General features: G+C 60.5%; 20 protein-coding genes and 2 pseudogenes. 17 read left to right on the top strand and 5 right to left on the bottom strand.

Annotated elements, in window-relative coordinates; translation table 11 throughout:
* Positions 1–15: 15 nt before the first annotated feature.
* The 4 genes from D109_RS0122755 to D109_RS0122740 all read left to right on the top strand — a co-directional run bounded on the left by D109_RS0122755 (position 16) and on the right by D109_RS0122740 (position 5138).
* The gene (locus tag D109_RS0122755; protein WP_017478894.1) at positions 16–1662 is read left to right on the top strand and encodes a bifunctional 3-(3-hydroxy-phenyl)propionate/3-hydroxycinnamic acid hydroxylase; all 1647 of its coding nucleotides are present in this window, start codon (positions 16–18) and stop codon (positions 1660–1662) included.
* Positions 1663–1684: 22 nt separating this feature from the next.
* A complete protein-coding gene (locus D109_RS0122750) occupies positions 1685–2533 on the top strand; it encodes a VOC family protein (RefSeq protein ID WP_017478893.1) in 849 nt (282 codons plus the stop codon).
* A 72-nt stretch (positions 2534–2605) separates the two neighbouring features.
* The gene (locus tag D109_RS0122745; RefSeq protein ID WP_017478892.1) at positions 2606–4084 is read left to right on the top strand and encodes an aldehyde dehydrogenase family protein; all 1479 of its coding nucleotides are present in this window, start codon (positions 2606–2608) and stop codon (positions 4082–4084) included.
* A 70-nt stretch (positions 4085–4154) separates the two neighbouring features.
* Positions 4155–5138: a helix-turn-helix domain-containing protein gene (locus tag D109_RS0122740; RefSeq protein WP_026078163.1), complete on the top strand. Its 984-nt coding sequence runs from the start codon at positions 4155–4157 to the stop codon at positions 5136–5138.
* A 27-nt stretch (positions 5139–5165) separates the two neighbouring features.
* Here the strand turns inward: D109_RS0122740 and D109_RS0122735 are convergent, their stop codons facing one another.
* A complete protein-coding gene (locus tag D109_RS0122735) occupies positions 5166–6101 on the bottom strand; it encodes a helix-turn-helix domain-containing protein (protein ID WP_026078162.1) in 936 nt (311 codons plus the stop codon).
* Between the two features lie 360 nt (positions 6102–6461).
* On the opposite strand from D109_RS0122735, the gene D109_RS1000000134640 reads away from it, so the two are divergent.
* The 11 genes and pseudogenes from D109_RS1000000134640 to D109_RS0122690 all read left to right on the top strand — a co-directional run bounded on the left by D109_RS1000000134640 (position 6462) and on the right by D109_RS0122690 (position 16661).
* Positions 6462–6623 carry a hypothetical protein gene (locus tag D109_RS1000000134640; protein ID WP_177325534.1) on the top strand — a complete coding sequence of 54 codons (162 nt, stop codon included), beginning with the start codon at positions 6462–6464 and terminating at the stop codon, positions 6621–6623.
* A gap of 42 nt (positions 6624–6665) precedes the next feature.
* Positions 6666–7724 carry a phenylacetaldoxime dehydratase family protein gene (locus D109_RS0122730; protein ID WP_017478889.1) on the top strand — a complete coding sequence of 353 codons (1059 nt, stop codon included), beginning with the start codon at positions 6666–6668 and terminating at the stop codon, positions 7722–7724.
* A gap of 83 nt (positions 7725–7807) precedes the next feature.
* Positions 7808–8674, top strand: coding sequence for a transporter (locus tag D109_RS0122725; protein WP_017478888.1), 867 nt, complete (start codon positions 7808–7810; stop codon positions 8672–8674).
* A 189-nt stretch (positions 8675–8863) separates the two neighbouring features.
* The gene (locus D109_RS0122720) at positions 8864–10378 is read left to right on the top strand and encodes an amidase (RefSeq protein WP_017478887.1); all 1515 of its coding nucleotides are present in this window, start codon (positions 8864–8866) and stop codon (positions 10376–10378) included.
* A gap of 85 nt (positions 10379–10463) precedes the next feature.
* On the top strand, positions 10464–11057 hold the full coding sequence (gene nthA / locus D109_RS0122715) for a nitrile hydratase subunit alpha (RefSeq protein ID WP_017478886.1): 594 nt from the start codon (positions 10464–10466) through the stop codon (positions 11055–11057).
* Positions 11058–11098: 41 nt separating this feature from the next.
* Positions 11099–11761 carry a nitrile hydratase subunit beta gene (gene nthB, locus D109_RS0122710; RefSeq protein WP_017478885.1) on the top strand — a complete coding sequence of 221 codons (663 nt, stop codon included), beginning with the start codon at positions 11099–11101 and terminating at the stop codon, positions 11759–11761.
* Positions 11758–13008, top strand: a complete 1251-nt coding sequence (locus tag D109_RS0122705) for a GTP-binding protein (protein ID WP_026078161.1) — start codon at positions 11758–11760, stop codon at positions 13006–13008. Before nthB ends, D109_RS0122705 begins: the two co-directional genes overlap by 4 nt.
* A gap of 28 nt (positions 13009–13036) precedes the next feature.
* Positions 13037–14035 (top strand): annotated as a pseudogene (locus D109_RS0122700) (PAS domain-containing protein); the annotation flags it as partial.
* Positions 14036–14320, top strand: a pseudogene (locus D109_RS1000000135355) (methyl-accepting chemotaxis protein); the annotation flags it as partial.
* 78 nt (positions 14321–14398) lie between these two features.
* On the top strand, positions 14399–16039 hold the full coding sequence (locus D109_RS0122695) for an AMP-binding protein (RefSeq protein ID WP_017478882.1): 1641 nt from the start codon (positions 14399–14401) through the stop codon (positions 16037–16039).
* A 94-nt stretch (positions 16040–16133) separates the two neighbouring features.
* Positions 16134–16661 carry a TetR/AcrR family transcriptional regulator gene (locus D109_RS0122690; RefSeq protein ID WP_152416396.1) on the top strand — a complete coding sequence of 176 codons (528 nt, stop codon included), beginning with the start codon at positions 16134–16136 and terminating at the stop codon, positions 16659–16661.
* A 31-nt stretch (positions 16662–16692) separates the two neighbouring features.
* Here D109_RS0122690 and D109_RS0122685 read toward each other — a convergent pair whose 3' ends face one another.
* Positions 16693–17175, bottom strand: a complete 483-nt coding sequence (locus tag D109_RS0122685; RefSeq protein ID WP_017478880.1) for an Lrp/AsnC family transcriptional regulator — start codon at positions 17173–17175, stop codon at positions 16693–16695.
* 184 nt (positions 17176–17359) lie between these two features.
* Between D109_RS0122685 and D109_RS0122680 the strand changes: the two genes are divergently transcribed.
* Together D109_RS0122680 and D109_RS0122675 are read left to right on the top strand one after the other, a co-directional pair.
* A complete protein-coding gene (locus D109_RS0122680) occupies positions 17360–18400 on the top strand; it encodes a zinc-dependent alcohol dehydrogenase family protein (protein WP_017478879.1) in 1041 nt (346 codons plus the stop codon).
* Between the two features lie 167 nt (positions 18401–18567).
* Entirely contained in the window at positions 18568–20103 is a 1536-nt protein-coding gene (locus tag D109_RS0122675; protein WP_017478878.1) for a diguanylate cyclase, read from the top strand.
* A 45-nt stretch (positions 20104–20148) separates the two neighbouring features.
* Here D109_RS0122675 and D109_RS0122670 read toward each other — a convergent pair whose 3' ends face one another.
* The 3 genes from D109_RS0122670 to D109_RS0122660 all read right to left on the bottom strand — a co-directional run bounded on the left by D109_RS0122670 (position 20149) and on the right by D109_RS0122660 (position 25462).
* Complete coding sequence (locus tag D109_RS0122670) at positions 20149–20850, bottom strand: VacJ family lipoprotein (RefSeq protein ID WP_026078160.1); 702 nt, start codon at positions 20848–20850, stop codon at positions 20149–20151.
* 86 nt (positions 20851–20936) lie between these two features.
* The gene (locus D109_RS0122665; protein WP_017478876.1) at positions 20937–22331 is read right to left on the bottom strand and encodes an efflux transporter outer membrane subunit; all 1395 of its coding nucleotides are present in this window, start codon (positions 22329–22331) and stop codon (positions 20937–20939) included.
* Positions 22328–25462 (bottom strand): efflux RND transporter permease subunit, encoded by a 3135-nt coding sequence (locus D109_RS0122660; protein ID WP_026078159.1) that lies wholly within the window; start codon positions 25460–25462, stop codon positions 22328–22330. The genes D109_RS0122665 and D109_RS0122660 overlap by 4 nt, the downstream gene beginning before the upstream one ends.
* Positions 25463–25464 lie beyond the last annotated feature (2 nt).

Below are 25464 nucleotides of genomic sequence, written 5' to 3'. Positions count from 1 at the left end.
TGGAAGGGAATAATAATGACAACCCTCAACAGCTTCAGCACTCAAGTCCTGATCATCGGTGCCGGTCCCACCGGGCTGACCCTGGCCAACCTACTCGGCCAGGCCAATGTCGACACGCTGATCATCGACCGCAAGGCCGGCACCGTGACCGAACCCCGCGCCGTCTCGATCGACGATGAATCCCTGCGCACCATGCAGGCGATCGGGCTGGATGACGCCGTACTGCGCGACGTGGTGCCCGGCTACGGCGTGCACTACTTTACCCGCCCGGGCGGTCGTTGCTTTGGCAAGGTCGAGCCCACCGGCAAGGTGTATGGGTTTCCCAAACGTAATGCCTTTCGCCAGCCGTTGTTCGAAAGCACGCTGAAAAACGGCCTTGAGCGTTTTGCGAGCCTGACAGCACGCTTCAATCACGAACTGCTGGAGTTCACTCAAGATCAGCACGGCGTGCGTGCCTTGATCATGGGCGCCGATGGCCAACTGCTCGACGTCAAGGCCAGCTACCTGGTCGCCTGCGACGGCGGGCGCAGCCCGGTGCGCAAGCAACTGGGGATCGAGATGGTCGGGTCCAGTTTCGCCTCACGCTGGCTGGTGGTCGATACCGACCAGGACGACGACCCGTTCTGGCAGACCCGCGTGTACTGCGATGCCAGACGCCCGGTCGTGGAAGTACCCGGCCCGCACCGTACACGGCGCTTCGAGTTCCTGCTCAAGCCTGGAGAAGCCGATGCGCAGGCCCTCAGCCCCGAGTGTTTGCACACACTGCTTCGTCCGTTCAAGGGTGATGCCCCGGTGTCCATCGTGCGCAAGACGGTCTACACCTTTCATGCACGCGTTGCCGAGCGTTGGCAGGTGGGCCGCGTCTTTCTCGCCGGCGATGCCGCGCACTTGACCCCGCCCTACGCCGGGCAAGGGATGAACAGCGGCGTTCGCGATGCCCACAATCTTGGCTGGAAGCTGATCGGCGTCATCAAGGGCAAAATGGCCGCGACCGCCCTGCTGTCCTACGAAAGCGAGCGGCGCGACCATGCCTGGGCCTTGATCAAGCTGGCCCTGAACCTGGGCGTGGTCATGGCCCCGGCCACCGTACTGCGGGCTCGCTTGATCAGCGCGGCCTTCGCATTGATAGGGCTGGTGCCACCGCTGCGGGACTATTTCCTGCAAATGCGCTTCAAACCCAAACCGCGATTTACCCAAGGCCTGGTGCTGCCCGAGGGCAAGGCGGGAACGCTGGCCTGTGGGCAAATGTTTCCTCAGCCATTGCTGACCGACGCCCAAGGCCACGCCCACCTGCTGGACGCGAGTATCGGGGACGGCTTTGCCCTTATTCAATATGGCGACCCTGCCCACCAGCGTCTTGATCAACTGCACCACGGTCTTTGGGACCACCTGGAAGCCAAGCGCATCCTGATCCTGCCCGCGCACTGGCAGACACTGCCATCGCTCCCGGGCTGCACCGTAGTGCAAGACCGCGAAGAGGCGCTCAAGGGCGTGCTCGGCGACAGCCAGCAGTTTCTGCTGCTGCGCCCTGATCGCTATATCGCCGCCATCTTCGACATGGCCACCCAGGACCAGACCGCCGAATCATTGCAGGCGCTGTTCGGCATCTCCCTGACGAACAACTGCGCGGCCGAGCCACGCATGGCGCCCGTGTACCCCTGAACCTTCAGCCCCAGAGGTGTTTATGCAAACCTTGCAGACTTCCACACCCGCACGCCTGTGCTATCTGCACCTGGCAAGCAAAGATCCCCAGCAGCAAGTCGAGTTCTATCGGCGTCTGCTGGACATGGATGGCCTGGCGCAAGCCGACGGCAGTTGGCTGCTCCAGGGACCCCAGCGAGCCATGCTGATTTCGCCTGCCGACCACAGCGGCCTGCTCGCCGCAGCGTACGACCTGGGCAGCCAGCCGCGCTTGAGCGAGCTGCACGCGCGCCTGGTCGGCAAAGGGTGCAGCGTCGAAGCGCTGGACTCGCCTTTGCTGGAACCGGGCGCCTTTCAAATCCGTGATCCCCAGGGACGGCAAACCGTCTTTGGCGTCGCCCGCAACGCATCCACGGCCAACCCCAGCGGCATGCCGGGACGCCTGCAGCACGTGGTGTTCCAGACCACCGAACTGGAAGCGATGATCGACTTCTACGTCAACACAGTGGGGTTCACCGTCTCGGACAATGTGGTGGACGAGCAGAGCGGCCAGCTCACCACCTGTTTCCTGCGCTCGGACGATGAGCACCATTCGCTGGCGTTTTTCCGCGGCTCGAAAAACGAATGGGACCACCATTGCTACGAAACCAATGAATGGAACGACATTCGCGACTGGGGCGACCGTTTCGCCAAGGAACGCATCACCCTGTTCTTCGGCCCGGGTCGCCACGGTCCCGGCAACAATCTGTTCTTCATGGTGGTCGACGCTGATCGCAACCGCCTGGAGTTCTCGGCCGAGCTGGAAATCACCGAAGCCAGCCGTCCACCAGGGGTCTGGCCGCAAGAGGAATACACCCTCAACTCCTGGGGTCGCGCCTGGATCCGAAGCTGAATACGTTCAACCACAGGGCCTGCCCTCTCCTCCCCTTAAATTGACGCGGCTACCTGCCTCTAAGGTAAGACTATGACAACTCCAATCATCGCGGCCTACGCCATCAACGGCGACCAGTACATCAATGGCTCCTGGCGTACAGGTCGTTCTGCACGACGCCTGGACGACCGCAACCCCTTCAACGGCGAGTCCTTGCTGGAAATGCCCCTGGCCTCGGTGGCCGACCTGGACGACGCCTACCAGGCCGCCCGGCGCGCGCAAACCGACTGGGCTGCGCTGCACCCGACCCAACGCAGTGCGCAGTTGGAAAAACTCGCCCAGGTCATCCAGAACCGTCGCGAAGAAATCATCGACTGGCTGATCCATGAGTCGGGCAGCACCCGTATCAAGGCGGGCATGGAATGGCAATTCACCCTCAACCTGGTGCGCGAGTGCGCAACCCTGCCGATGCAGGTCGAGGGCCGGATCCTGACCAGCTACAAGCCTGGCGAACAGAGCTTCGTGTTTCGCGAGCCCCTGGGGGTGGTCGGTGTGATCAGCCCCTGGAACTTCCCGTTGTACCTGAGCATGCGCTCAGTGGTCCCGGCACTCGCGCTGGGCAATACCGTGGTACTCAAGCCGGCCAGCGACACGGCGGTCACCGGCGGCCTGCTGATTGCCCACCTGTTCGAAGAAGCCGGCTTCCAGGCGGGCTCGCTGAACGTGGTGGTCGGCGCAGGTTCGGAGATTGGCGATGCGTTCGTCGAGCACCCGATACCGAGCCTGATCTCCTTCACCGGCTCCACGGATGTGGGCCGTAATGTCGGACGTATCGCCACCGGCGGCAAGCACATCAAGCGCGTGGCGCTGGAGCTGGGCGGTAACGCGCCGCTGGTGGTGCTGGCGGATGCGGACATCGAGATAGCGGCACATGCCGCAGTGGTCGGGCGCTTCCTGCACCAGGGCCAGATCTGCATGAGCGTCAACCGGGTCATTGTCGACCGCTCGCTGTATGCCGACTTCGCGGCACTGGTGGTCGAGCGCGTGCGCAATCTCAAGACCGGTGACCCGGCCCACGCCGACACGGTGATCGGGCCAGTGGTCAACCAGAGTCAGCTCGATGGCTTGTTGGGCAAGATCGACGCCGCCGAACGAGCCGGCCTAAAGCAACTGTGTGGCGGCCAGGCGCGCGGGCTGGTGCTGCCGGCCCATGTCTTCGGCGAAGTGGGCCCCGACCAGGCCCTGGCCCGCGATGAAACCTTCGGGCCCTTGCTGCCGCTGATGGTGGCAGAAAATCAGGCCCACGCCCTTGAGTTGGCCAACGCAAGCGAATACGGTCTGTCCAGTGCGGTATTTACCCGTGACATGGCGCGCGGCCTGAGCTTTGCCCGTGGCATCGTGGCGGGCATGACCCATATCAACGACATTACCGTCGATGATCAGCCCAATGCGCCGTTCGGCGGCGAAAAGAACTCCGGCCTTGGGCGCTTCAACGGTCACTATGCCCTGGATGAGTTTACCCGGGCACACTGGGTCACCTGGCAAGCCGGGGGCCATCACTACCCGTTCTGATCGTCTGTGATGATCGGGCAGGGTCCACCCCTGCCCCTTCAGCCCAAAACAAAAAACAAAAGGCGAAACAATGAATAATCTAGCCTGTGTGTCCACCGATCAGGTTGTTCGCTCTGATCGGCTGATGAAGTGGAAAGAGTTCATGAGCGATCACCTGGGCCGCACGCCGGAGTATATAAAGCGCCTGGAATCCACCAGCATCGATCCGCTGCAGGACGCCAACTTCCAGGGCAGGCTGGAATACGGTGACCTGGGCCAGTTGCGCTTCTGCCGAATGACCGCCAGTGCCCATCGGTATTCGCGCCACCTGAGCAAGGCGCTTGACGGCCCCGACAGCCCCCACATGTTGATCCTTCAATTGGCCGGTGTCAGTCACTTCGAGCAAGGCCAGCAACACAGCACCGTCGCGCCGGACGAAATGCTGCTGGTCGACTGCGGCAAACCCTTCAGCGTCACGAGCACCCAGGGCTGCGAGCACTTTCTCCTGCTGTTCCAGGGCGCCGCCGGGCAACTGACACAGCCCGGCGACATGCACCTGAACGGCCGCCACGGGCTGGGCCGCATGCTGATGCACCTGATCAGCGACGCCTACCAGCACTATCCGTTGCTCAACAGCCACTCGGCGGCACTGATCGGCGACAGTATCGCCGGGCTGCTGGACAACGCGCTGAAGAACAAGCAGGAAGAAAAGCAACTCGAACATGACTTCCGCTTCTTCAAGCAGAACCGCCTGAAGGCCTATATCGAGCGCCACCTGGCTGACCGCGACCTGAGCATCGAACGTATCGCCAACGCGGAGCAGTGTTCGGTGCGCAGTTTGCACCGCGCGTTTCAGGATGAGTTGGGGTGCAGTGTCAGCGAATACATCTGGCAGCGTCGTCTGTCCCGTTGCGCCGAGGACCTGCGCAACCGCGAACAAGCCCATCGTTCACTGACCGAGATCGCCTATGCCTGGGGCTATGGCAGCAGTTCGCACTTCAGCCGGCACTTCAAATCGACATTTGGCATGTCACCCCGATTGTTCCGGGAAACGGCCAGCGAAAGCCGGGGTTAGTCGCCAGCCGTTTACGCATCAAGCGCCTCAACTTCGACGCAAGAGGGTATTCGGCGCAACACCAAAGGCCTTGCGAAACGCGTGGCTGAAATGGGAAAAGTCAGAAAACCCGAAGTCCAGCGCCGCCTGGGACACGCTGCGCACCTGGCCGCGCTCAATCGCTTCACGGCTGGCATTCAGACGCTCCTTCCAAATCTCTGCAACCGGGGTTTTCTGGTACCGCGCGAAGGCGCGCGTAACGGTTCGCGTGGACACATTGTGGGCTTGCGCGATGACTTCAATCGACAGGTCCGGCTCGGTCAGGTGCCGCTGGATGTACTTCATGATGCGACCGTAGAGGTCCAGCTCCTGGTGGGTTGTCTTCAGGTCCTGGAGTTCCAGGCTGATCACCAGCAGGTCAATCAATGCGCCTGAATAACGATTCGAGATGTGCTCATCCTGCAACGACGCCGGTGCGCTCGCGGCCTGTCGCAACATTTCACGCAATGGAATGACGCCGGGGCGCCGGTCGTCGAGGACCATCGCCGTGTAATCGGCGATCCGTGGCAGACGCTCGGTCAGCAAGGCTCGCGGAATACGGACCAGGTGGTTTTCGGTACCACCGAAGCTGAATCGAAACGCTTGAGTTGCGTCATAAAGAAACAAATTTCCGGTTGCCAGGTTGGCTTTTCTTCCGCCTTGCTCAATTTGTCCATGGCCATTTCGGGAGAAGCCCAACCATAAATCTTCAGCCGGCCCGCTGCGCAGGTGCCGCTCGGAGCGTTCCCAGTAATGCAGCGGCGATGACAGCGAACAGATGTCCAGATCGCCGACAGTATTGATGGCAAGCGCGCCATCAAAACTGCTCTGGGACAAGGGTTTGCTATCTGCCGACAGGCAATGGCGGCAGACCACCTCTTTCCAGTAATCAAAGCGACGGGGTGCCGTTACGGCAAGGGTCGAATACTGAGTGTTTGGGTTCATGACACCGACCTCGACAACGATGCAATTGACGCTCGATAGGTTTTGATTTGCGGCCAATTTCCAGCCATCAAAAGCAATTAACAGGCCAAGCGCAGTTGCAGGCCTCTTCAGGTGCTGCCGTGTGATTTCCATCGAGACTTTCGCCAGGCTCCGGTGCTATCGCCTTCGCCGCCATCCCCATTTAGAAGCACTGCACGTCACGCGGATGGCTCACGTGCACCAACGCGGACCACCGGTGCAATTGCGGTTCGGCATTGTCTTTGCCAACCAAACGGTTGTCTCGTCGAACAAAGCGCGACCTCGCCGCCCAGCCTAATTTCCACCTCACAGCAGCTCACCCCACCGCTGATGAGGCATGCCATGCATCGACCCTATTCACAACGATTGGCTGATTCCTCCTGGCTTCTGCAAAGGCGCGACCTCGCACCTGAAGAGTCGGCTTATTGGTTGATTGAATGGGGGGCCATGACGCTGCTGCACCGATGGCAGGTCGCCAAGCGCGACCTGCCGCCGAAGCGCTGACGCCCACCCGTAGGCCTGAACGAAAATAACGAGGAGCTCAACATGGAATCTGCAATCGACACACATCTCAAATGCCCACGCACCCTGTCCCGCCGTGTGCCCGACGAGTATCAACCGCCGTTCCCGATGTGGGTCGCGCGGGCTGACGAGCAGCTGGAACAGGTGGTGATGGCCTATCTCGGCGTGCAATATCGTGGCGAGGCCCAGCGCGAGGCTGCATTGCAGGCAATGCGCCATATCGTCGGCAGCTTCAGCCTGGCCGATGGCCCGCAAACCCATGATTTGACTCACCACACCGACAGCAGCGGTTTTGATAATTTGATTGTGGTCGGGTACTGGAAAGACCCTGGCGCCCACTGTCGCTGGTTGCGCTCATCCCAGGTGAATGACTGGTGGAGTTCGCCGGATCGGCTCAGTGACGGCCTGGGCTATTTCCGCGAAATCACCGCCCCGCGCGCCGAGCAGTTCGAGACCTTGTACGCCTTCCAGGAAAACTTGCCCGGTGTCGGCGCAGTCATGGACACCACCAGTGGCGAGATCGAAGAACACGGTTACTGGGGCTCGATGCGCGACCGCTTCCCGATCTCCCAGACCGACTGGATGAAGCCCACCACTGAGCTGAAAGTGGTCGCGGGTGACCCAGCCAAAGGCGGACGGGTCGTGGTGCTGGGGCATGACAACCTCACACTGATTCGTTCCGGCCAGGATTGGGCGGATGCCGAGGCGGACGAACGCTCGCTGTACCTCGACGAAATTTTGCCGACCTTGCAGGACGGCATGGACTTTCTGCGTGACAACGGCCAACCCCTGGGCTGCTACAGCAACAGGTTCGTGCGCAATATCGACATGGACGGCAACTTTCTCGACCTGAGCTACAACATCGGCCATTGGCGCTCGGTGGAAAAACTCGAACGCTGGGCCGAATCCCACCCTACCCACCTGCGTATTTTCGTGACGTTCTTCCGTGTGGCCGCGGGTTTGAAAAAGTTACGGCTGTACCACGAAGTGTCCGTGTCAGACGCCAAGAGCCAGGTATTCGAGTACATCAACTGTCACTCGCAGACCGGCATGTTGCGCGACGCGCTGTCGCCAACCGCCTGAGCGCCATCGGCGCTTACAACCCAATGACTGCTTCCTGGCCACCCTCCCCGGGTGGCCCGGTCTCCCTGTGCGAGGAATAAAAGATGAATAAGATTCGCCTGCTGACACTCTCCACCCTGTTGCCCGCACTTCACGCGAACGCCGGTGAAGTAGCCCCTGGCGACTATGAGCAATACCCGGTCGGCGCGACCATCGGTGCGATTTATTACCAGCACTCCACCACAGACTCGGCTTACGCCAACGGGCACAAGGTCAGCTCTGACTACAGGTTGAGCTCAGACGTCGGCATTCTGCGTCTGCTCCATGTCTACGCGCTCAGCGACACGGTCACCATCGACCCGCAATTCCTTTTGCCGTTCGGGCACGTCTCCAGTGGAGGTGATGCCTCGACGCTGGGCAGTACCCGTGGCGTCGGCGACTTGATCCTGACCGCGCCGGTCAAGTGGCGGCTCAACGAAGCCCGCGACACCCTCAGTATCGCCCCCTATGTGTATGTACCCACCGGCACTTACGACAAGAATGACGCGCTTAACATCGGTGAGAACCGCTGGAAGTTCGAACTGCAGAGCGCCTACGTCAAGCACTTCACAGAAAAATGGGCAATGGACCTGGTCGGCGGCGCTACCTGGTATGGCGACAACACTGATTATGGTGCGAATGCCGACCGTATGAAGCAAGACGTTTCCTACGCAGCACAGATCATGGGCCGTTACATGCCGGACGCCACCACCGCGTTTGCTATCGGCTTCGGGCGCACCTGGGGAGGCGAGACGAACGTCGAACACGTCAATCAGGATAACGAGTTGGGGACAACCAACTTCCGCCTGACGGCCACCAAATTCGTCACCCCCCAGGACCAGATCCAACTGCAGTTGGGTAAGGACCTCTCGGTGGACTATGGCGCCAAGGAAGACTTCCGCATGAACCTGCGTTACGCCCGCATCTTTTGACGCAAGCCTCCACCGGACAGCCATCGCAGACCTCTGCGGCCTTGGCGCAGGGCTGTCCGGCTCAGCCAAGTCGATGTCTTTTTCAACCAAGCCTCCGACCGGAGGCGCGGACTATCTTGAGCACCAGGCCCACTGATCTTGACGAGTACGCAGTGCTCTTCGGCCACTGACGATAAGGACCGCCCCACCATGGCAATCGTTCGCCCCACCCTTGAGCAGCTATTGGATATCGCGAGCAGCCTGCACATGCAGCTCAGCCCCGAGCAAGCTGATGAATACTTGCTTCTTATGCAGTCAAGCTTCGACGCTTACGACCTGATTGACGAGCTGCCCGACTTTATCCCCCCTGTACGTTACGAACGCAGCTCGGGCTATCGCCCATCGGCCGCACACAACCCACTGAATGCCTGGTACTTCCGGACGGAAGTCAGCGGCGCCCGTGAAGGCAAACTGGCCGGTAAAACGGTCGCGCTCAAGGACAATATTTCACTGGCTGGCGTCCCCATGATGAATGGTGCCAAGCCGCTGGAGGGCCACGTTCCAGCGTTCGACGCCACCGTCGTCACCCGCTTGCTGGATGCGGGCGCAACCATCCTCGGCAAGGCCACGTGCGAGCATTACTGCCTGTCCGGTGGCAGTCACACCTCCGACCCGGCACCGGTGCACAACCCTTATCGCCATGGGTTTGCCTCGGGTGGGTCGTCTTCCGGCAGCGCGGCGCTGGTTGCCGCGGGCGAGGTCGACCTGGCAGTCGGCGGCGACCAGGGCGGGTCCATCCGGATTCCTTCCGCATTCTGCGGCACCTACGGCATGAAGCCGACCCACGGCCTGGTGCCTTACACCGGGATCATGGCCATCGAAGCGACCATCGATCATGCCGGCCCCATCACCGCCAATGTGCGCGACAACGCCTTGATGCTGGAGGTCATGGCCGGAGCGGACGGGCTCGATCCGCGACAAGCCGCCCCGCAGGTCGACACGTACAGCGATTACCTGGAGCGCGGCGTGAGCGGTCTCAGGATCGGCATCCTGCGGGAAGGCTTCGAACTGGCCAACCAGGACCCGCGTGTGGCCTCGTCCGTACGCAATGCCATCGCGCGGTTTTCGCAGTTGGGCGCGCAGGTCGAGGAGGTGTCGGTGCCGGAACACAAGATTGCCGGTTCGCTGTGGCACCCCATCGGCTGTGAGGGCCTGACGATGCAGATGATGCACGGCAATGGGGCCGGCTTTAACTGGAAAGGGCTGTATGACGTCGGGTTGCTGGACAAGCAAGCCGGATGGCGCGACCAGGCGAATGACCTGTCGGCCTCTCTCAAGCTGTGCATGTTCGTCGGTCAATACGGTGTCGAGCGCTACAACGGCCGTTTCTACGCCAAGGCGCAAAACCTCAGGCGCCTGGCACGCTCCGCTTATGACGCGGCATTGGCGCGCTATGACCTGTTGGTGATGCCTACCGTGCCGATCATTGCCCAGCCCCACCCGGAGCCCGGTTGCTCGATCACCGAGTATGTGGCCCGAGCCCTGGAAATGATCGGCAACGCCTCCGCCCAGGACATCACCGGCCATCCGGCCATGTCGATTCCCTGCGGCCTGGTAGACGGTTTACCAGTCGGGCTCATGCTGGTGGGCAAGCACTATGCCGAAGGCACGATTTACCAGGCTGCCGCGGCGTTCGAAGCGTCTGTTGACTGGAAAAACGGTTAGCCGGTCCTGCAACGCCAAAAGAAGCAGCGCAAAAAGAATAAGCCGTCAGGCGCTGCCTGGAAGATCAACGATGAGGAATCAACCCATGACCACACCTGAAAAAAACACATCAACCCCGGGCGAACGAGCACAGGCGTTACTGCAAGTGCTCAAGCAAAAGGACCTGATCCCCGACGGTTACATCGAGCACATGACACAGCTGATGGCGCACGAATGGAGCCCGGAGAATGGTGCTCGGATTGTGGCCAAGGCCTGGGTGGACCCGCAGTTTCGCGAACTGCTGCTCAGGGACGGCACCGCAGCGTGCGCCCAGTTTGGCTACACCGGCCCGCAGGGTGAATACATCGTTGCCCTGGAAGACACGCCAAGTGTGAAAAACGTGATTGTGTGCAGCCTGTGCTCCTGCACCAACTGGCCGGTGCTCGGCTTGCCGCCGGAGTGGTACAAGGGCTTCGAATTCCGTGCGCGGCTGGTTCGCGAAGGGCGCACCGTGCTGCGGGAATTGGGCACGCACCTGCCGGCCTCGGTCACCATCAAGGTGTGGGACACCAGCGCCGAAAGCCGCTACCTGGTGCTGCCTGTGCGGCCGGAAGGGAGCGAATCCATGGATGAAGAAGCGCTTCGAAAATTGATCACCAAGGATGTCCTTATCGGTGTGGCGCTACCGCACGTAGCGTAACCGGGGCGCTTTGTTTCTTTCACTTTTCAGAGGTATTCACGATGGATGGTTTTCACGATCTCGGTGGTTTTCAAGGCTTTGGCAAGGTCCCTCATACCATCAACAGCCTGAGCTACAAACAGGTGTTCAAGCAGGACTGGGAGCACCTGGCCTACAGCCTGATGTTTGTCGGTGCCGATCACTTGAAAAAGTTCAGCGTGGACGAAATACGCCACGCCGTCGAACGCCTGGATGTTCGTCAACATGTCGGCACCCAGTACTACGAACGCTATGTCATCGCGACCGCCACCCTGCTGGTGGAAACAGGCGTCATCACCCAGGCGGAACTCGATCAGGCCCTGGGGGCTCACTTCAAGCTGGCCAATCCCGCGCATGCTGAAGGTCGTCCGGCGATCACCGGTCGAGCGCACTTCGAGGTGGGCGACCGAGTGCTCGTGCGCGACGAGTACGTGGCCGGGCATACCCGCATGCCCGCCTATGTGCGTGGCAAGGAAGGCGTGGTCCTGCACCGCACATCCGCGCAATGGCCATTCCCGGACGCGATTGGCCATGGCGACCTGAGCGCGGCGCACCAGCCCACCTACCACGTCGAGTTTCGCACACAGGACCTGTGGGGGGACGCCGCAGATGAGGGTTTCGTGGTGGTCGACCTGTTCGAAAGCTACCTGGATAAGGCCGCAAACCAACCTGCGGTGAACACATGATGGACGGCGCCCAGGCGGGCCGACTGCCGGTGACGGTGCTTTCCGGCTTCCTCGGCGCCGGCAAAACCACCCTGCTCAACCATATCCTGCGCAATCGCGAAGGCCTACGGGTGGCAGTCATCGTCAATGACATGAGCGAAGTCAATATCGATGCCGAAGAGGTGCAGCGCGACGTGTCACTGCACCGTGGTCGCGATGAGTTGATCGAGATGAGCAATGGTTGCATCTGCTGCACGCTGCGCGCCGATCTGCTCGAACAGATCAGTGCCCTGGCACGCCAGCAGCGTTTCGATTACCTGCTGATTGAATCCACCGGGATCTCCGAGCCGATGCCGGTGGCGGAGACGTTCGCTTTCCTGGACGCACAGGGCTTCAGCCTCAGCGAACTGGCACGGCTCGATACGTTGGTGACGGTGGTCGATGGCAGTCGTTTTCAGGCGTTGCTGGAGTCGCCGGACACCGTGGTCCGCGACGACGCACAGGAGGACGCGCCCAAGCGCCATCTGGCGGACCTTCTGATCGAGCAGGTGGAGTACGCCAACGTCATTCTCGTCAACAAGCTGGACCTGCTCGATGAGCCTGGCTACCAGGCCATGCACGGGATTCTCGCCGGCCTTAACCCGACCGCGCGGATCGTGCCGATGGTTCAGGGTAACGTTGAGCTATCCAGTCTCCTCGATACCCATCTGTTTGACCTGCCCAGCCTTGCGGCGTCGCCGGGCTGGATGAAGCACATGGAGGCCAGCGACGCACCGGCTTCCGAGTCGGACACCTATGGCGTGACGTCCTGGGTGTACCGCGAACGCGCGCCTTTTCACCCACAGCGATTGTTCGACTTTCTCCAGCGGCCCTGGTGCAACGGGCGTCTGCTGCGCAGCAAAGGTTACTTCTGGCTCGCCAGCCGACACCGGGAAACCGGTCTGCTGGTGCAGAGCGGCAAGCAGTTCCAGTGGGACTATGTCGGCCACTGGTGGAACTTCATCGAGCCGTCGCAATGGCCGAGGGATGAATATCGGTTGCAGGGCATCATGGCCAAGTGGGACAGCATTGTCGGGGATTGCCGGCAAGAGTTGGTCTTCATCGGCCAGGATCTCGATACCCACACGTTGCAGCGCGAACTCGACCACTGCCTGCTGAGTGCTCAGGAAATCGCCGCCGGCCCGTCGGCCTGGCAAACCCTGCCGGGGGCGACAGCCTTTGACGCCCGGGCCTTGTCGACAGGCCCGACGCCCTCGCTTGCAGGCTGAACCCATTTGATCGAGGTAGAGGTGTTCCATGCTTTTTTTCAGCCGAACCACCCGCTGGGTACTGGCGCCACTTGCCGACAGGCTGGAGCAGCCTGACCAGGCGAGCACGCCGTTATCGTCGAACCACCCGTTATTGCGCCGCATCCTCGCAGGCGTCGAGCAACTGCTGCAGGAGCGGCACGCCCTGAAGGAGCAAACGCGCGCACTGACCTTGCACGTCAGCCAATTGGACGAGCGCCTGGCCGACCGCGACCAACATTTGCGCCAATTGGAAGCACGTTGGGCACTGATCACCCGAGGCGCAGATGAACTGTTCTGGTCGCTGGACCTGGAGGGCGCCGCCGCACCCACGGCGGAATCCAGGATGGACTGGACGGGGTCTGCGTCGATTGAGGCCCAAGGTATTGATCAGCTTGGCCGTTGGAGCGAACAGTTACACCCGGCTGATCGGCAACCGCACCTGGAGGCGCTTGCCAGGCATCTTGCCGACCGCAGCGGGCGGACGCCCTTTGCGCTCGAGGTGCGGATGAAGTCCACATCAGACGGTGACTATCGATGGTGCAGGATCAGCGGCGATTCATATCGCGATACCCAAGGCGTACCTCTCGCCATCGGTGGGACCCTGCGTGACATTCACGACCAGCACCTGCACACCGAAGCGCTCGAACTGGCGGCCACACGTTTCGATATTTCCCGGGAAATGCTGCATGACGGGCTCTGGGACATCGAGGTGGTGGCTGGTGACCCTGCGAACCCGAAAAATACCATTTGGTGGTCTTCGCAAATGCGCCGGCTGCTGGGGTGCAACACGGTTGAAGAGTTCCCCAACACCCTGGAAAGCTGGACCTCGCGCCTGCATCCCGACGACAGCGCGCGGGCAATCGCAGCGTTTGTCGCCCACGTTGACGACCGCAGCGGCAAGACCCCGTTTGATGTGGATTATCGACTCAAACATAAAAGTGGCGCTTATCGCTGGTTTCGCGGCCGAGGGCAAACGCGCCGCGCGCAGGACGGCTCACCGCAAAGAGTGGTGGGTGCCATCACCGATATCCATGCCCACCATGAAGAAAGCACGATGCGTGAGGCGCAGGCAGAACAACATCGGGTGATGCAGGAAACCCTCAGCAAGTTGACCCAGATTGTCGCCACCATCCAGGGCATTGCCAGCCAAACCAACCTGTTGGCGTTGAACGCCGCCATTGAGGCGGCGCGCGCAGGCGAGGCCGGACGCGGGTTTGCCGTAGTCGCCGATGAAGTGCGCAAGCTGGCCACCCGAACCAGCCAGGCCACACAGCAAGCAGCCGAAATGATGGACAGCTAACCCCCTGAAAGCGCGTGCACTGGGCCAGTGCACACAGGGCATATTCCAACAATAACAATCAGGTACGTTATGCGCGATTACGACTCAGCAGTGAGCTCTTTCGATTATCTACAACTGGCCGCCGGGGATTTGCACGGCGAGCTGGCTGCCTTGAACGCATGCATCGAATGCTGCGACCGGCACGCCGACGGTGATGCCGTGGCGTTGTATTGCGAAACCCGGGATGGCCACGCCACCCACTACACCTTCAGCGAACTGCAGGCACAGGCTGCGCGCTTCGGCAACTTTCTGCGAGAGCAAGGGGTCAAGCCGGGCGACCGTGTGGCAGGCCTGATGCCACGCACGGTTGAACTGTTGATTGCCATTTTGGGTACCTGGCGCATCGGCGCGGTCTACCAACCGCTCTTCACTGCATTCGGTCCCAAGGCGATCGAACAGCGATTGGGCTGCTCCGAGGCGCGCTGGATCGTGACCGATGCCCATAATCGCCCCAAGCTGGACGAGGTCACTGACTGCCCCCCTATCATCGTGACCGGCGCTGATCCACGGCACCCGGATGATTACGACTTCTGGGCCGCCCTGGGTCGTCAGCACACGAATTGCGCGCCTGAGTTGCTGGACGCCAGTGCACCGTTCCTGCTGATGTGCACGTCGGGTACCACAGGGCCGGCCAAACCGCTGGAGGTACCGTTGAGCGCCATTCTGGCCTTCAAGGGCTATATGCGTGATTCGATTGACCTGCGAGAGGATGACCATTTCTGGAATCTCGCCGACCCCGGCTGGGCCTATGGTTTGTATTACGCAGTGACCGGCCCGCTGGCGTGTGGCCGTGCCACGCTGTTCTATGACGGGCCTTTCGCGGTGGACAGTACCTGCCGGATCATCGCCAAGTATGCGATCAGCAACCTGGCGGGCTCGCCGACGGCTTATCGTCTGCTGATCGCGGCAGGGGCTGAGTTCGCCGACGCCGTGCGTGGCCACCTGCGTGTCATCAGCAGCGCCGGCGAACCGCTCAACCCGCAAGTCATCCGTTGGTTTGCCGAAGAACTCGGCGTGGTCATCCACGACCACTATGGCCAGACTGAAATCGGCATGGTGCTGTGCAATCACCACGGCTTGCGCCACCCGGTACGTGAGGGCTCGGCCGGTTATGCGGTTCCGGGGTACCGGATTGTCGTGCTGGATGACGCACATCGCGAATTGCCGGCTGGCCAGCCAGGCGTGCTGGCGGTGGATCGCGAGCGCTCGCCCCTGTGCTGGTTCAACGGCTACTTCGGCATGCACACCAAGGCCTTTGTCGACCGTTATTACTTGAGCGGCGATATCGTGGAGCTGAATGACGACGGCAGTATCAGCTTCGTCGGCCGTAACGACGACGTGATCACCACGTCCGGTTATCGGGTCGGGCCTTTCGATGTGGAAAGTGCGCTGATCGAACACCCGGCGGTGGTTGAAACCGCGGTCATTGGCAAACCCGACCCGCAACGCACCGAGCTGATCAAGGCGTTTGTCGTACTGAACAGTCAGTACCTGCCAAGCGCCGAGTTGGCTGAAGTCCTGCGCCTGCATGTGCGACAGCGCCTGGCCGCACATGCGTACCCACGGGAAATCGAGTTCGTCGAACAACTGCCCAAGACACCGAGTGGCAAGCTGCAGCGGTTCATTCTGCGCAACCAGGAAATAGCCAAGCAGCAGGCGCTCGACACATGACCCAAGGCCTGGTCCGTCGGGAGTGGTTGCGTGTGTACAGCACGGCGGGTGTGTTGTGCTAAGCCGCTCGGAATTCCAGCGCAGAGCCCTGGAGTTGTTCCAGGAGCGCAGTTTCAGCCAGGTCAGCATGCGTGAATTGGCGGCTCATGTCGGCATAACGCCGGGCGCGATTTATCACCACATAGAAAGCAAGGAAGCGCTGTTGTTCGAGTGGTTGATGGAGCTGTATCAGACGTTGCTTTCGCACGTTGAGCTGATCAAAAAGCGAAGATTGACGCCCGCGCAACGTCTGACAAAACTGATCGAAGGCCACCTTCGATTACATGAACACATGGCCGGGCAGTTTAAGCTGGCAGCCATGGACATCCGCTGCCTGAACGCGCCGATGGAAGACAGCGTACGGCGATTGAGGCAGGCTTATGAGGCAGAAATACTGAGCCTGGTCGGGCAGCTATGCCAGCAACCGGGTGGTCCCTTGCGCGAAGGTGCACTGCAGGCAATATTGCCCATGCTCAACAGCCTGCCTGCATGGCTGAACCCCATGATGGAGAAGGCTCAGCGCCGGGTCATTGCCCAGGCCATCGTCAACGCTGTCGTCCAGGCGATCAAGGCTCTGCCTTGAGTCAGGTACTTAATGTGCCTGGACAAGGCCCTCAGATACTCAGCAGCTCGGCCACCGGAAACCGATGGGTGGTCTTCATTTCCCGCAGCGACAGGTTCGAGCGGATGCTCAATACACCCGGAAGCTTTCTCAGCACCTTTTCAACGAACCTGCTGTAGCTGTCCAGGTCTCTGGCGACGACCTGAAGTAAAAAATCCGCCTCGCCCGTTGTATTGTGACAACTGAGTACCTGGGGCGCTGACGCGATGATTTTTTCAAACTTTTCCGTGGCTTCTTCACTGTGGTCACTGCAGGAAATCTGAACAAAAGCCATCACCCCCAGGCCCAGTTTTCTACGATTCAGGATGGCTTGATACCCCTCAATCACCCCGCACTCCTCGAGGCGCTTTTGTTTGCGCCAACAGGACGCTTCGCTGAGGGAAAGTTGCTCCGCCAATTTGACATTCGACAGTCGCCCATCTCGCTGCAGTCGCTCTGATATTGCAATGTCCACCTTATCCAAACGCTCGAGCATGGTTGATCCTTTCAATGATGGGCCGGCTCATGGAGATTAATTTCATTGGCCGCACACTATCAACCGCAATCTGAAAAGCAATTTCAACGCGTTTGCAGATAATGGATCAGCACTGATTCGAGCCGCCCCGCGCACGAGATCAATCGAATACAGCGCAGTGTCTATCCAAGTAGAGGTGACTTTCATGAAAGCAGTTGTCTACGAAGCCTTTTCCCAACCGCCGCGCCTGATGAACGTCGAAGACCCGACGCCCGAGCGTCACGGCGTGGTCATACAGGTGCGCGGCACCGGCGTTTGCCGCAGCGACTGGCACGGTTGGAAGGGGCATGATCCAGACATCCAGCTGCCCCATGTTCCCGGGCATGAGCTTGCCGGCATCGTGGCGGAGGTTGGCAGGGACATCACCCGGTGGAAGGTCGGCGACCGCGTGACGGTGCCCTTTGTCGGCGGATGTGGCGCGTGTCCCGAGTGCAACAGCGGTAACCAGCAAGTCTGCACGACCCAGTTTCAACCGGGCTTCACTCATTGGGGTTCGTTTGCCGAGTACGTGGGTATACACCAGGCCGACTTGAACCTCGTCGCACTCCCGCCAAGCATGGAGTTCGCGACTGCTGCGAGCCTGGGCTGCCGCTTCGCCACGTCATTCCGCGCCGTCGTTGACCAAGGCAAAGTCAGCGCCGGACAGTGGGTAGCGGTGCACGGCTGCGGAGGCGTGGGCCTGTCCGCCGTGATGATCGCCCAGGCCCTCGGCGCGAACGTCATCGCCATTGATATCTCGCAGGAAAAGCTCGAGCTGGCGCGCGCGCTCGGCGCCGTTGCAACCGTGAACGCACAAAGCGTTGCGGACGTCACCGAAGCCGTGCTGGAAATCACCCAGGGCGGCGCCCATGTATCGCTGGATGCATTGGGCCATCCCACCACGTGCTTCAACTCCATCAACAACCTGCGCCGTCGAGGCAAACACGTCCAGGTAGGGCTGATGCTCGCCGACCACGCCACGCCGGCAATCCCCATGAGCAAGGTCATCGCGCACGAGCTTGAGATCTACGGCAGCCACGGCATGCAAGCCCATCGTTATGACGCGATGATCCAGATGATCAGCAGCGGAAAACTGGCCCCGGAAAAACTCGTGGGTAAAACCATCAGCCTGGAGCAGTCCATCGACGCGCTGATGAACATGGATCGCTTCGAGACAGCCGGCGTAACCGTTGTGACCGAGTTCTAGACTGAATCACCTGCCACCGGCAATGTGCAGGTGTGTGGGCTCCTCGCTTACTCTATAAACGGCGTATTGCGGCACCTGAGCTATAAAGATATTGGGCGGTGTGCCGATAATCGAGAACGCCCTTCAGGGGGTTGCAGTTCGTTTTGGCGATGAGTAAGGAACACGAAATGATGCCTTTTCGTAAGAGCGCCCTTAAAGCATCCGACGTGACCCTTTGCATTCTTGTGTGCCTGGCTGGGGTGGCCGTAACGAGCTTGGTACTGATTCTTTACCACGGGTCGGAGCAGCGCACCGTTGCCGTTGCGTTCCAACTGGAGGTTGACGAGCGATTCAGCCGCCTGCAGCGGCGGTTTACTGTTCAGGACTTGAAACTGGACACCGTCAGGCGTTTCTTCATCAACGCCGACGATGTCACGGAAAAGGAGTTTATGGGGTTCGTCACGCCTCTCGTCGAAGAGGGCGAAACGTACGGTTGGGTCCCGAGAATTCTCGAGCAGGATCTACAAGCGTTTCGCACCAAAGCGCTGCTCAATGGTACGAGTGACTTTGCGTATCATGAGATCAATCCAGTGACCCGTGCCGAAGCCCCCCTCACCCGCCGCCCGGAACACATGGTCTTGCTCTATTTATCCAAGCGCGATGACGTGAAGGTTACACCTGGCATGGATGTCCTCGCCCGCCCGGATCGCGAAGCTTTGTTGAAGAAGGCACGAGAAACACATCAAATGGTCGTGTCGGAACCGTTGAAAATGAGCAATGGCCAGGCCGGGGTTTTCTTTGTCGCGCCCGTATTCAAGGAGTCCTCCGAGGCGCCAGTGAACGATGAAAGTTTGCAGGGTTTCATCGTCTCGACAATACGCTTGGCCTCGTTGATGGAACAAGGCATTCCGTTACCCAGCCTGCAACGATTGAACGTGACGCTGTCATTGATCGACACACAGCATCAGGAAGACAACATTTATCAGAGCTTATCGCCGGCAGCCCCATCGCCGCTTCACGCTCAGCGCTTGCTGAAAGTAGCCGACCAAAATTACTTGATGCGGTTTCGGCCAACCTCAACATTTTTGAGCTCCAACAGTCACGCATCGTTTATCAGTCTGATTGCCGTGTTCGGAACAGGATTGACGCTGCTGATGACGTTGATGGTGTACTTGCTGATCACGCAGCGCGCGCGGGCCCTTTTTCTTGTTGAAGAGCGCACCCAAGACCTGCGTTTATTGAACATGACTGACCACCTGACGGGCGTGTATAACCGCAGGCACTTCGAAGAGCTGATGGAACGCCTGCTCATTGAGGCTAACGGCCAATACCAGCCTCTATCGCTGATCATGTTCGACGTTGATCACTTCAAACGCATCAACGACAGCTGGGGGCATCAGTGCGGTGACAACGTGCTGAAGGCATTGTGTACACGAATACGCTCGGCAACGCGCAAAACCGATCTACTGTGCAGGACGGGTGGCGAAGAGTTTGCCTTGATCTGCCCGGGTAGCGAACTGCACGACACAAAGCAGCTGGCAGAAAAGCTTCGAGCCCTCGTCAGCGCCCTGCCCTTTGAGGAGGCGGGTCAGGTAACGTGTAGCTTCGGCGTCGCGGCGTGGATGCCATCGGAGTCATTTGACGCTTTCATTCGCCGTGCGGACAGCGCCATGTACAGGGCTAAAGCAAAGGGTCGTGATCAGGTCCAGCTTGCCAATGTGTAACAAGCCGGCTGCAGGGTTGTCACGACGCAGTGGGTCACGTGCCGATCAAAAGTCGTCCTTTACGGCTCCGCCCTTGATCTTGAACGCTCGGGTTTGCAGATAGACACTTCGAATGAAGTTGTACTTATCGCCCGTCATAAGCTTTTCGGAAGTCAGATATTGAGCACGTCCGTCGATCAGGCTCACACCGTAAAGGCTATTACGGGTAGGAACGTCGCCGATGTAGCGAACCGGATTGGCGTAGGCATCAGGAAGGATGGCGGGCGCATCGCGCAGTGTGCTTGGCCCCAGGAGCGGCAGTACCAGGTAAGGGCCGCTACTTACCCCCCAGTAACCGAGGGTTTGACCGAAGTCTTCGTCACTGCGTTGCAGCCCCATGGGCGTCGCGACGTCAAACACCCCCGCCAGGCCAATCGTGCTGTTGAGCAAAAAGCGACTCGTATCCACGCCGGCACTATGAAACTTGGCTTGAAGTAAGTGGTTGGACAGATTTTTGACCTCCCCCAGGTTATTGAAAAAATGATGAATGCCGTCTTGAGCAACCCGGGGAGTGACGAATTGATAGGCTTGGGCGAGTGGTTTCAGTGCATAGGTATCCAACGTGTCGTTGAATGAGAAAACAGGGCGGTTGATACCTTCCCACGGGTCTGCGTCGGAATCCGCACGGGAAGGCGGTGAAAGCGTGATGAAACAGGCGCAGGCAAGCACCTGGACGCAACGGCTTACACTGGAACGAAAGGCACACATGGTTATTCCCCACTGAAAGAAGTCATCTGATTTGATGCGCGCAAGCCGTTCCTTCGCTGCGGTGATGTGTGCACGTGGCAGGGCCATTAATTCCAACCGCCCCCCAGCACTTTGTACAACGTGATGCGGTTACTCTGCTCGGTCAGGCGCAGCGTGATCAGGTCCTGCTGTGCGCTGTAGAGCGAGCGTTGCGCATCCAGCGCTTCGAGGTAGCTTTGCGACCCGCCCCGATACAAGGCATCCGAGAGTTCGAAGCTTTTGCGGCTGGCGTCGGTCAGCGCCTGTTGCGCGGCGATACGGCGATCCAGGGTGCTGCGCACCGCCAACGCATCGGCCACTTCGCGGAATGCGGTCTGCAGGGTTTGCTGATAGGTCTGCACCTGAATCTCGCGTTCTACCTTGGCCGAATCCAGGGTCGCGCGGTTACTCCCGCCGTCAAAAATCGGCACGCTGATGCTCGGGGCAAAGGTCCAGGCACCGCTGCCGGACTTGAACAGGCCGGCCAATGCCGCACTGGACGAACCGGCGTTGGCGGTCAGGCTGATGCTCGGGTAAAACGCCGCACGGGCCGCGCCAATATCGATGTTGGCAGACTTGAGCGTATGTTCGGCCGAGAGCACGTCCGGGCGTTGTTGCAGCAGGCTGGAGGGCAGGCCCGCCGGAATCTCCACCAGCACCGCCGCCGACTCCAGGTGCGTCCCCGGCAAGAGCGCCTCGGGCACATCACTGCCGACCAACAGGCGCAAGGCATTGCGGTCCTGCAGGATCTGGCTCTCGTAGGACGCCACATCGCCCCGTGCCGACTCGACCGTGGTCTGGGCTTGCGCCACGGACAACGCGGAGGAGCCGCCCAAGGTGTAGCTGCGCTGGGTCAGGTCGTAGGTGGCCAACTGGCTGGTCAAGGTTTCCTGGGCCAGCAGCAGCCGTTCGTTGTCGGCGGCCAGGGTCAGCCAGGCCGTGGCCACTTCGGCCACCAGACTGATTTGCGTGCTGCGCCGGGTTTCCGTCAGCGCCAGGTAGTCTTCCAGCGCCTCATCCCGGAGGTTGCGAACCCGGCCAAACACGTCCAGCTCATAACTGCTCAGCCCCAATTGAGCGCTGTAATCGTGAGTGGTGGCCGCCGCGCCGGAGTTAGACAGCGACCCCGGTGTACGGCTATGGGTGCCGCTGACGCTCGCGTCGATAGTCGGAAACAGGTCTGCACGCTTGATGCGGTACTGCGCCTGGGCCTTCTCAACGTTCAGGCTGGCCAGACGCAAGTCGCGGTTATTGGCCAGCGCCAACGCCTGCAACTGCGCCAGGCGGCTGTCGGTAAAGAACTGCTGCCATTTGATATCAACCCCAGCCTGCCCTTTTGGCAGGCTGGCTGCTGGCAGCCATTGCTCGGACACCGGTGCATCGGGACGCTCATACTGCGGTGCCAGGTTGACGCAGCCGCCCAGGACCAGGGCGGCCAGCAAAGGCCAGTGTGACTTGATCATGCATCACCTGTCGGGGCAGATTGGTTAGCGCTGTGCACGCGGCCAAAACGGCGGCGGATCAGCACGAAAAACAGCGGCACAAAGAAAATTCCCAGCACCGTCGCGCTGAACATGCCGCCCAGCACCCCGGTCCCGATGGCCTGGCGCCCGGCGGAGCCTGCGCCCGTGCTCAAGGCCAGCGGCAACACGCCGAACATGAACGCCAGGGACGTCATCAGGATCGGCCGCAGGCGTTGGCGCACGGCGATCAGCGTCGCGTCGATCACGCTGTTGCCCTGCTCTTGCAAGTGCTTGGCAAACTCAACGATCAGGATCGCGTTTTTCGCGGCCAGGCCCACGGTGGTCAACAGCCCGACCTGGAAATACACGTCGTTGCTCAACCCGGCGACACGGGTCGCCAGCACTGCACCGATCACCCCCAGGGGCACCACCAGGATCACCGAAAACGGCACCGACCAACTCTCATAGAGCGCGGCCAGGCACAGGAATACAAACAACACGGAGATGCCGTAGAGCAGCGGCGCCTGGGATCCCGACAGGCGCAGTTGATAGGACTGCCCGGTCCACTCGTAGCCGATACCCTGGGGCAATTGCCGGACGATCGCTTCCACCGCGTTCATCGCATCCCCGGAGCTCACCCCTGGCGCCGGATCACCCACGATTTCCAGGGAGGCGCTGCCGTTGTAGCGCTCCAGCAATGGCGAGCCATAGCTCCAGGAACTGCTGGCAAAGGACGAGAACGGCACCATTTCATTGTTGCTGTTGCGCACAAACCAGTGATCAAGGTCCGCCGCCTGCATGCGCGAGGTTGCCTGGCCCTGTACATAGACTTTTTTCACCCGGCCCTGGTTGAGGAAGTCGTTTACGTAAGTACCGCCAAGCGCCGTCGACAATGTGGTGTTGATGTCACTGGTACTCAAGCTCAAGGCCCCCGCCTTGCGGTCGTCAATGCTGACCTTGAGCTGCGGCGCATCGTCCAGGCCGTTGCTGCGCACTCCGAGCAGGCGTGGATCTTTTCTGGCCAGCTCCAGGAACTGCTCGCGGGCCGCCACTAATGCATCATGGCCCAGGCCACCGAGGTCCTTGAGTTGCAGGTCGAACCCCGAGCTCTGGCCCAGGCCGCGCACGGTCGGAGGCTGCATGACGAAAGCATCCGCGTCACCGATGCTCGACAGCGCCATGGTCGCCCGCTGGGCAATGGCGGCCGCATCCTGGCCGGTGCCACCACGCTCGGTCCAGTCCTTGAGGCGGATAAACGCCCGCGCGGTATTCTGGCTGTTGCCACCCATGCCCAGCCCGCTGATGCTGATCATCGCTTCGACTTCGGGCTGTTTCAGGATGTAGTCTTCGAACTGTTTGATCACGGCCTGTGTGCGGCTGTCCGTCGCGCCGACCGGTAACTGGATCTGTGCCAGGAGGATCCCCTGGTCTTCATCCGGCAGAAACGACGTGGCCAGGCTCATGTAGCCCACGGCCATGACCACCAGCACCACGCCGTAGATCAGCAGACTGCGCGCCCAACGCCGCAACACCGCCCCCACCCAGCGCTCATAACCGGCACTGGCACGTTCAAAGGTGCGGTTGAACCAGCCGAAGAACCCGCGCTGAGCCGTATGCGCCTGGCCGTCACGCGCCTTGAGCAACGACGCACAGAGTGCGGGTGTCAGGGTCATCGCCACCAACACCGACAGGACCATGGCCGAGACAATGGTCACCGAAAACTGCCGATAGATAATCCCGGTGGAACCACCGAAAAACGCCATGGGAATAAACACTGCGCTCAGCACCAGGGTGATACCGACCAGTGCGCTACTGATTTCACTCATCGATTGCCGCGTGGCAGCCACGGGCGACAGCCCCTCGCCCATCAACCGCTCGACGTTTTCCACCACCACAATGGCGTCGTCCACCAGCAAACCGATCGCCAGGACCATGGCAAACATGGTCAAGGTGTTGATCGAATAGCCGAACAGCGCCAGCACACCGAACGTACCCAACAGCACCACCGGCACGGTAATCGCCGGTATCAGCGTTGCCCGCAGGCTTTGCAGGAACAGGAACATGATCAACACCACCAGCACGATGGCCTCGCCCAGGGCCTTGACCACTTCCTCGATGGACAGGCTGACAAACGGCGTGGTGTCGTAGGCAATCACGTTTTTAAGCTGCATTTCCGTCGGGTAGAACGGTTCCATCTCTTTAAGCTTGGCCTTGACCGCCTCGCCGACATTCAGCGCATTGGCGCCAGCCGCCAGTTGCACCCCCATGGCTGCGGCGGGTTTGCCGTTGAGGGCAGAACTGATGTCGTAGCTTTCACTGCCCAACTCCAGGGTCGCGACGTCGCCCAGCAGAACGACAGCCCCATCACTGCTGGACTTGACGACGACATTGCGAAACTCTTCGACGGTCTGCAGTTTGCTGCGGGCGCTGATCGTGGCGTTCAACTGCTGCCCCTTGATCGCCGGCAACGCGCCGAGCTGCCCCGCGGAAACTTCAGTGTTCTGCGCTTCCAGGGCACTGCTGATGTCCGAAGGCATCAACGCGTACTTTTCCAACAGGGCGGGATCCAGCCAGATGCGCATGGCGTAGCCCGATCCCAACGTCTGCACATCGCCCACGCCGTCTATTCGGCTGATGGAGTCCAGCAAGGTGGTGGAAATGTAGTCCCCGATCTGGGTGCCGGTGACACTGGGGTCATCCGATGCCAGGGCGACGATCATCAAAAAGTCCGAGCCGCCCTTGGTCACGGTCAGACCCTGGCTTTGTACCGACTGCGGCAATCTCGATTCGGCTTGTTGCAGCTTGTTCTGTACCTGCATCTGGGCAACATCCGGGTTGGTCCCGGCGGTAAAGGTCAAACTGATGCTGGCGCTGCCGGCCGAACTGCTGGTGGCCGACATATAGGTCAGGTTATCCAGGCCTTTCATCTGCTGTTCGATGACCTGGGTCACCGAGTCTTCCACGGTCTTGGCCGAAGCCCCGGTGTAGGTGGCGGAAATCTTGACCGTGGGCGGTGCGATGTCCGGGTATTGCTCCAGCGGTAACTGGTTGATGGACAGGCTGCCACCGAGCATGATCACGATGGCGATCACCCAAGCGAAAATCGGTCGATCAATAAAAAAATGCGCCACGT

The sequence above is a fragment of the Pseudomonas sp. PAMC 26793 genome, from assembly GCF_000313235.1.
In the GTDB taxonomy this organism is placed as follows: Bacteria; Pseudomonadota; Gammaproteobacteria; order Pseudomonadales; family Pseudomonadaceae; genus Aquipseudomonas; species Aquipseudomonas yamanorum.
Note: the sequence above shows the minus strand (reverse complement) of the source record. Positions and strands in the feature narration are given on the sequence as shown.

Excerpts from the sequence above, each read along its gene's own strand:
- nthA (WP_017478886.1), top strand. The coding sequence starts at position 10,464 with ATGACCACACCTGAAAAAAACACATCAACCCCGGGCGAACGAGCACAG.
- D109_RS0122675 (WP_017478878.1), top strand. The coding sequence starts at position 18,568 with ATGATGCCTTTTCGTAAGAGCGCCCTTAAAGCATCCGACGTGACCCTT.
- D109_RS0122670 (WP_026078160.1), bottom strand. The coding sequence starts at position 20,850 with ATGTGTGCCTTTCGTTCCAGTGTAAGCCGTTGCGTCCAGGTGCTTGCC.
- D109_RS0122720 (WP_017478887.1), top strand. The coding sequence starts at position 8,864 with ATGGCAATCGTTCGCCCCACCCTTGAGCAGCTATTGGATATCGCGAGC.
- D109_RS0122695 (WP_017478882.1), top strand. The coding sequence starts at position 14,399 with ATGCGCGATTACGACTCAGCAGTGAGCTCTTTCGATTATCTACAACTG.
- D109_RS0122745 (WP_017478892.1), top strand. The coding sequence starts at position 2,606 with ATGACAACTCCAATCATCGCGGCCTACGCCATCAACGGCGACCAGTAC.
- D109_RS0122750 (WP_017478893.1), top strand. The coding sequence starts at position 1,685 with ATGCAAACCTTGCAGACTTCCACACCCGCACGCCTGTGCTATCTGCAC.
- D109_RS1000000134640 (WP_177325534.1), top strand. The coding sequence starts at position 6,462 with ATGCATCGACCCTATTCACAACGATTGGCTGATTCCTCCTGGCTTCTG.
- D109_RS0122730 (WP_017478889.1), top strand. The coding sequence starts at position 6,666 with ATGGAATCTGCAATCGACACACATCTCAAATGCCCACGCACCCTGTCC.
- D109_RS0122735 (WP_026078162.1), bottom strand. The coding sequence starts at position 6,101 with ATGAACCCAAACACTCAGTATTCGACCCTTGCCGTAACGGCACCCCGT.
- nthB (WP_017478885.1), top strand. The coding sequence starts at position 11,099 with ATGGATGGTTTTCACGATCTCGGTGGTTTTCAAGGCTTTGGCAAGGTC.
- D109_RS0122665 (WP_017478876.1), bottom strand. The coding sequence starts at position 22,331 with ATGATCAAGTCACACTGGCCTTTGCTGGCCGCCCTGGTCCTGGGCGGC.
- D109_RS0122680 (WP_017478879.1), top strand. The coding sequence starts at position 17,360 with ATGAAAGCAGTTGTCTACGAAGCCTTTTCCCAACCGCCGCGCCTGATG.
- D109_RS0122755 (WP_017478894.1), top strand. The coding sequence starts at position 16 with ATGACAACCCTCAACAGCTTCAGCACTCAAGTCCTGATCATCGGTGCC.
- D109_RS0122685 (WP_017478880.1), bottom strand. The coding sequence starts at position 17,175 with ATGCTCGAGCGTTTGGATAAGGTGGACATTGCAATATCAGAGCGACTG.
- D109_RS0122725 (WP_017478888.1), top strand. The coding sequence starts at position 7,808 with ATGAATAAGATTCGCCTGCTGACACTCTCCACCCTGTTGCCCGCACTT.
- D109_RS0122705 (WP_026078161.1), top strand. The coding sequence starts at position 11,758 with ATGATGGACGGCGCCCAGGCGGGCCGACTGCCGGTGACGGTGCTTTCC.
- D109_RS0122740 (WP_026078163.1), top strand. The coding sequence starts at position 4,155 with ATGAATAATCTAGCCTGTGTGTCCACCGATCAGGTTGTTCGCTCTGAT.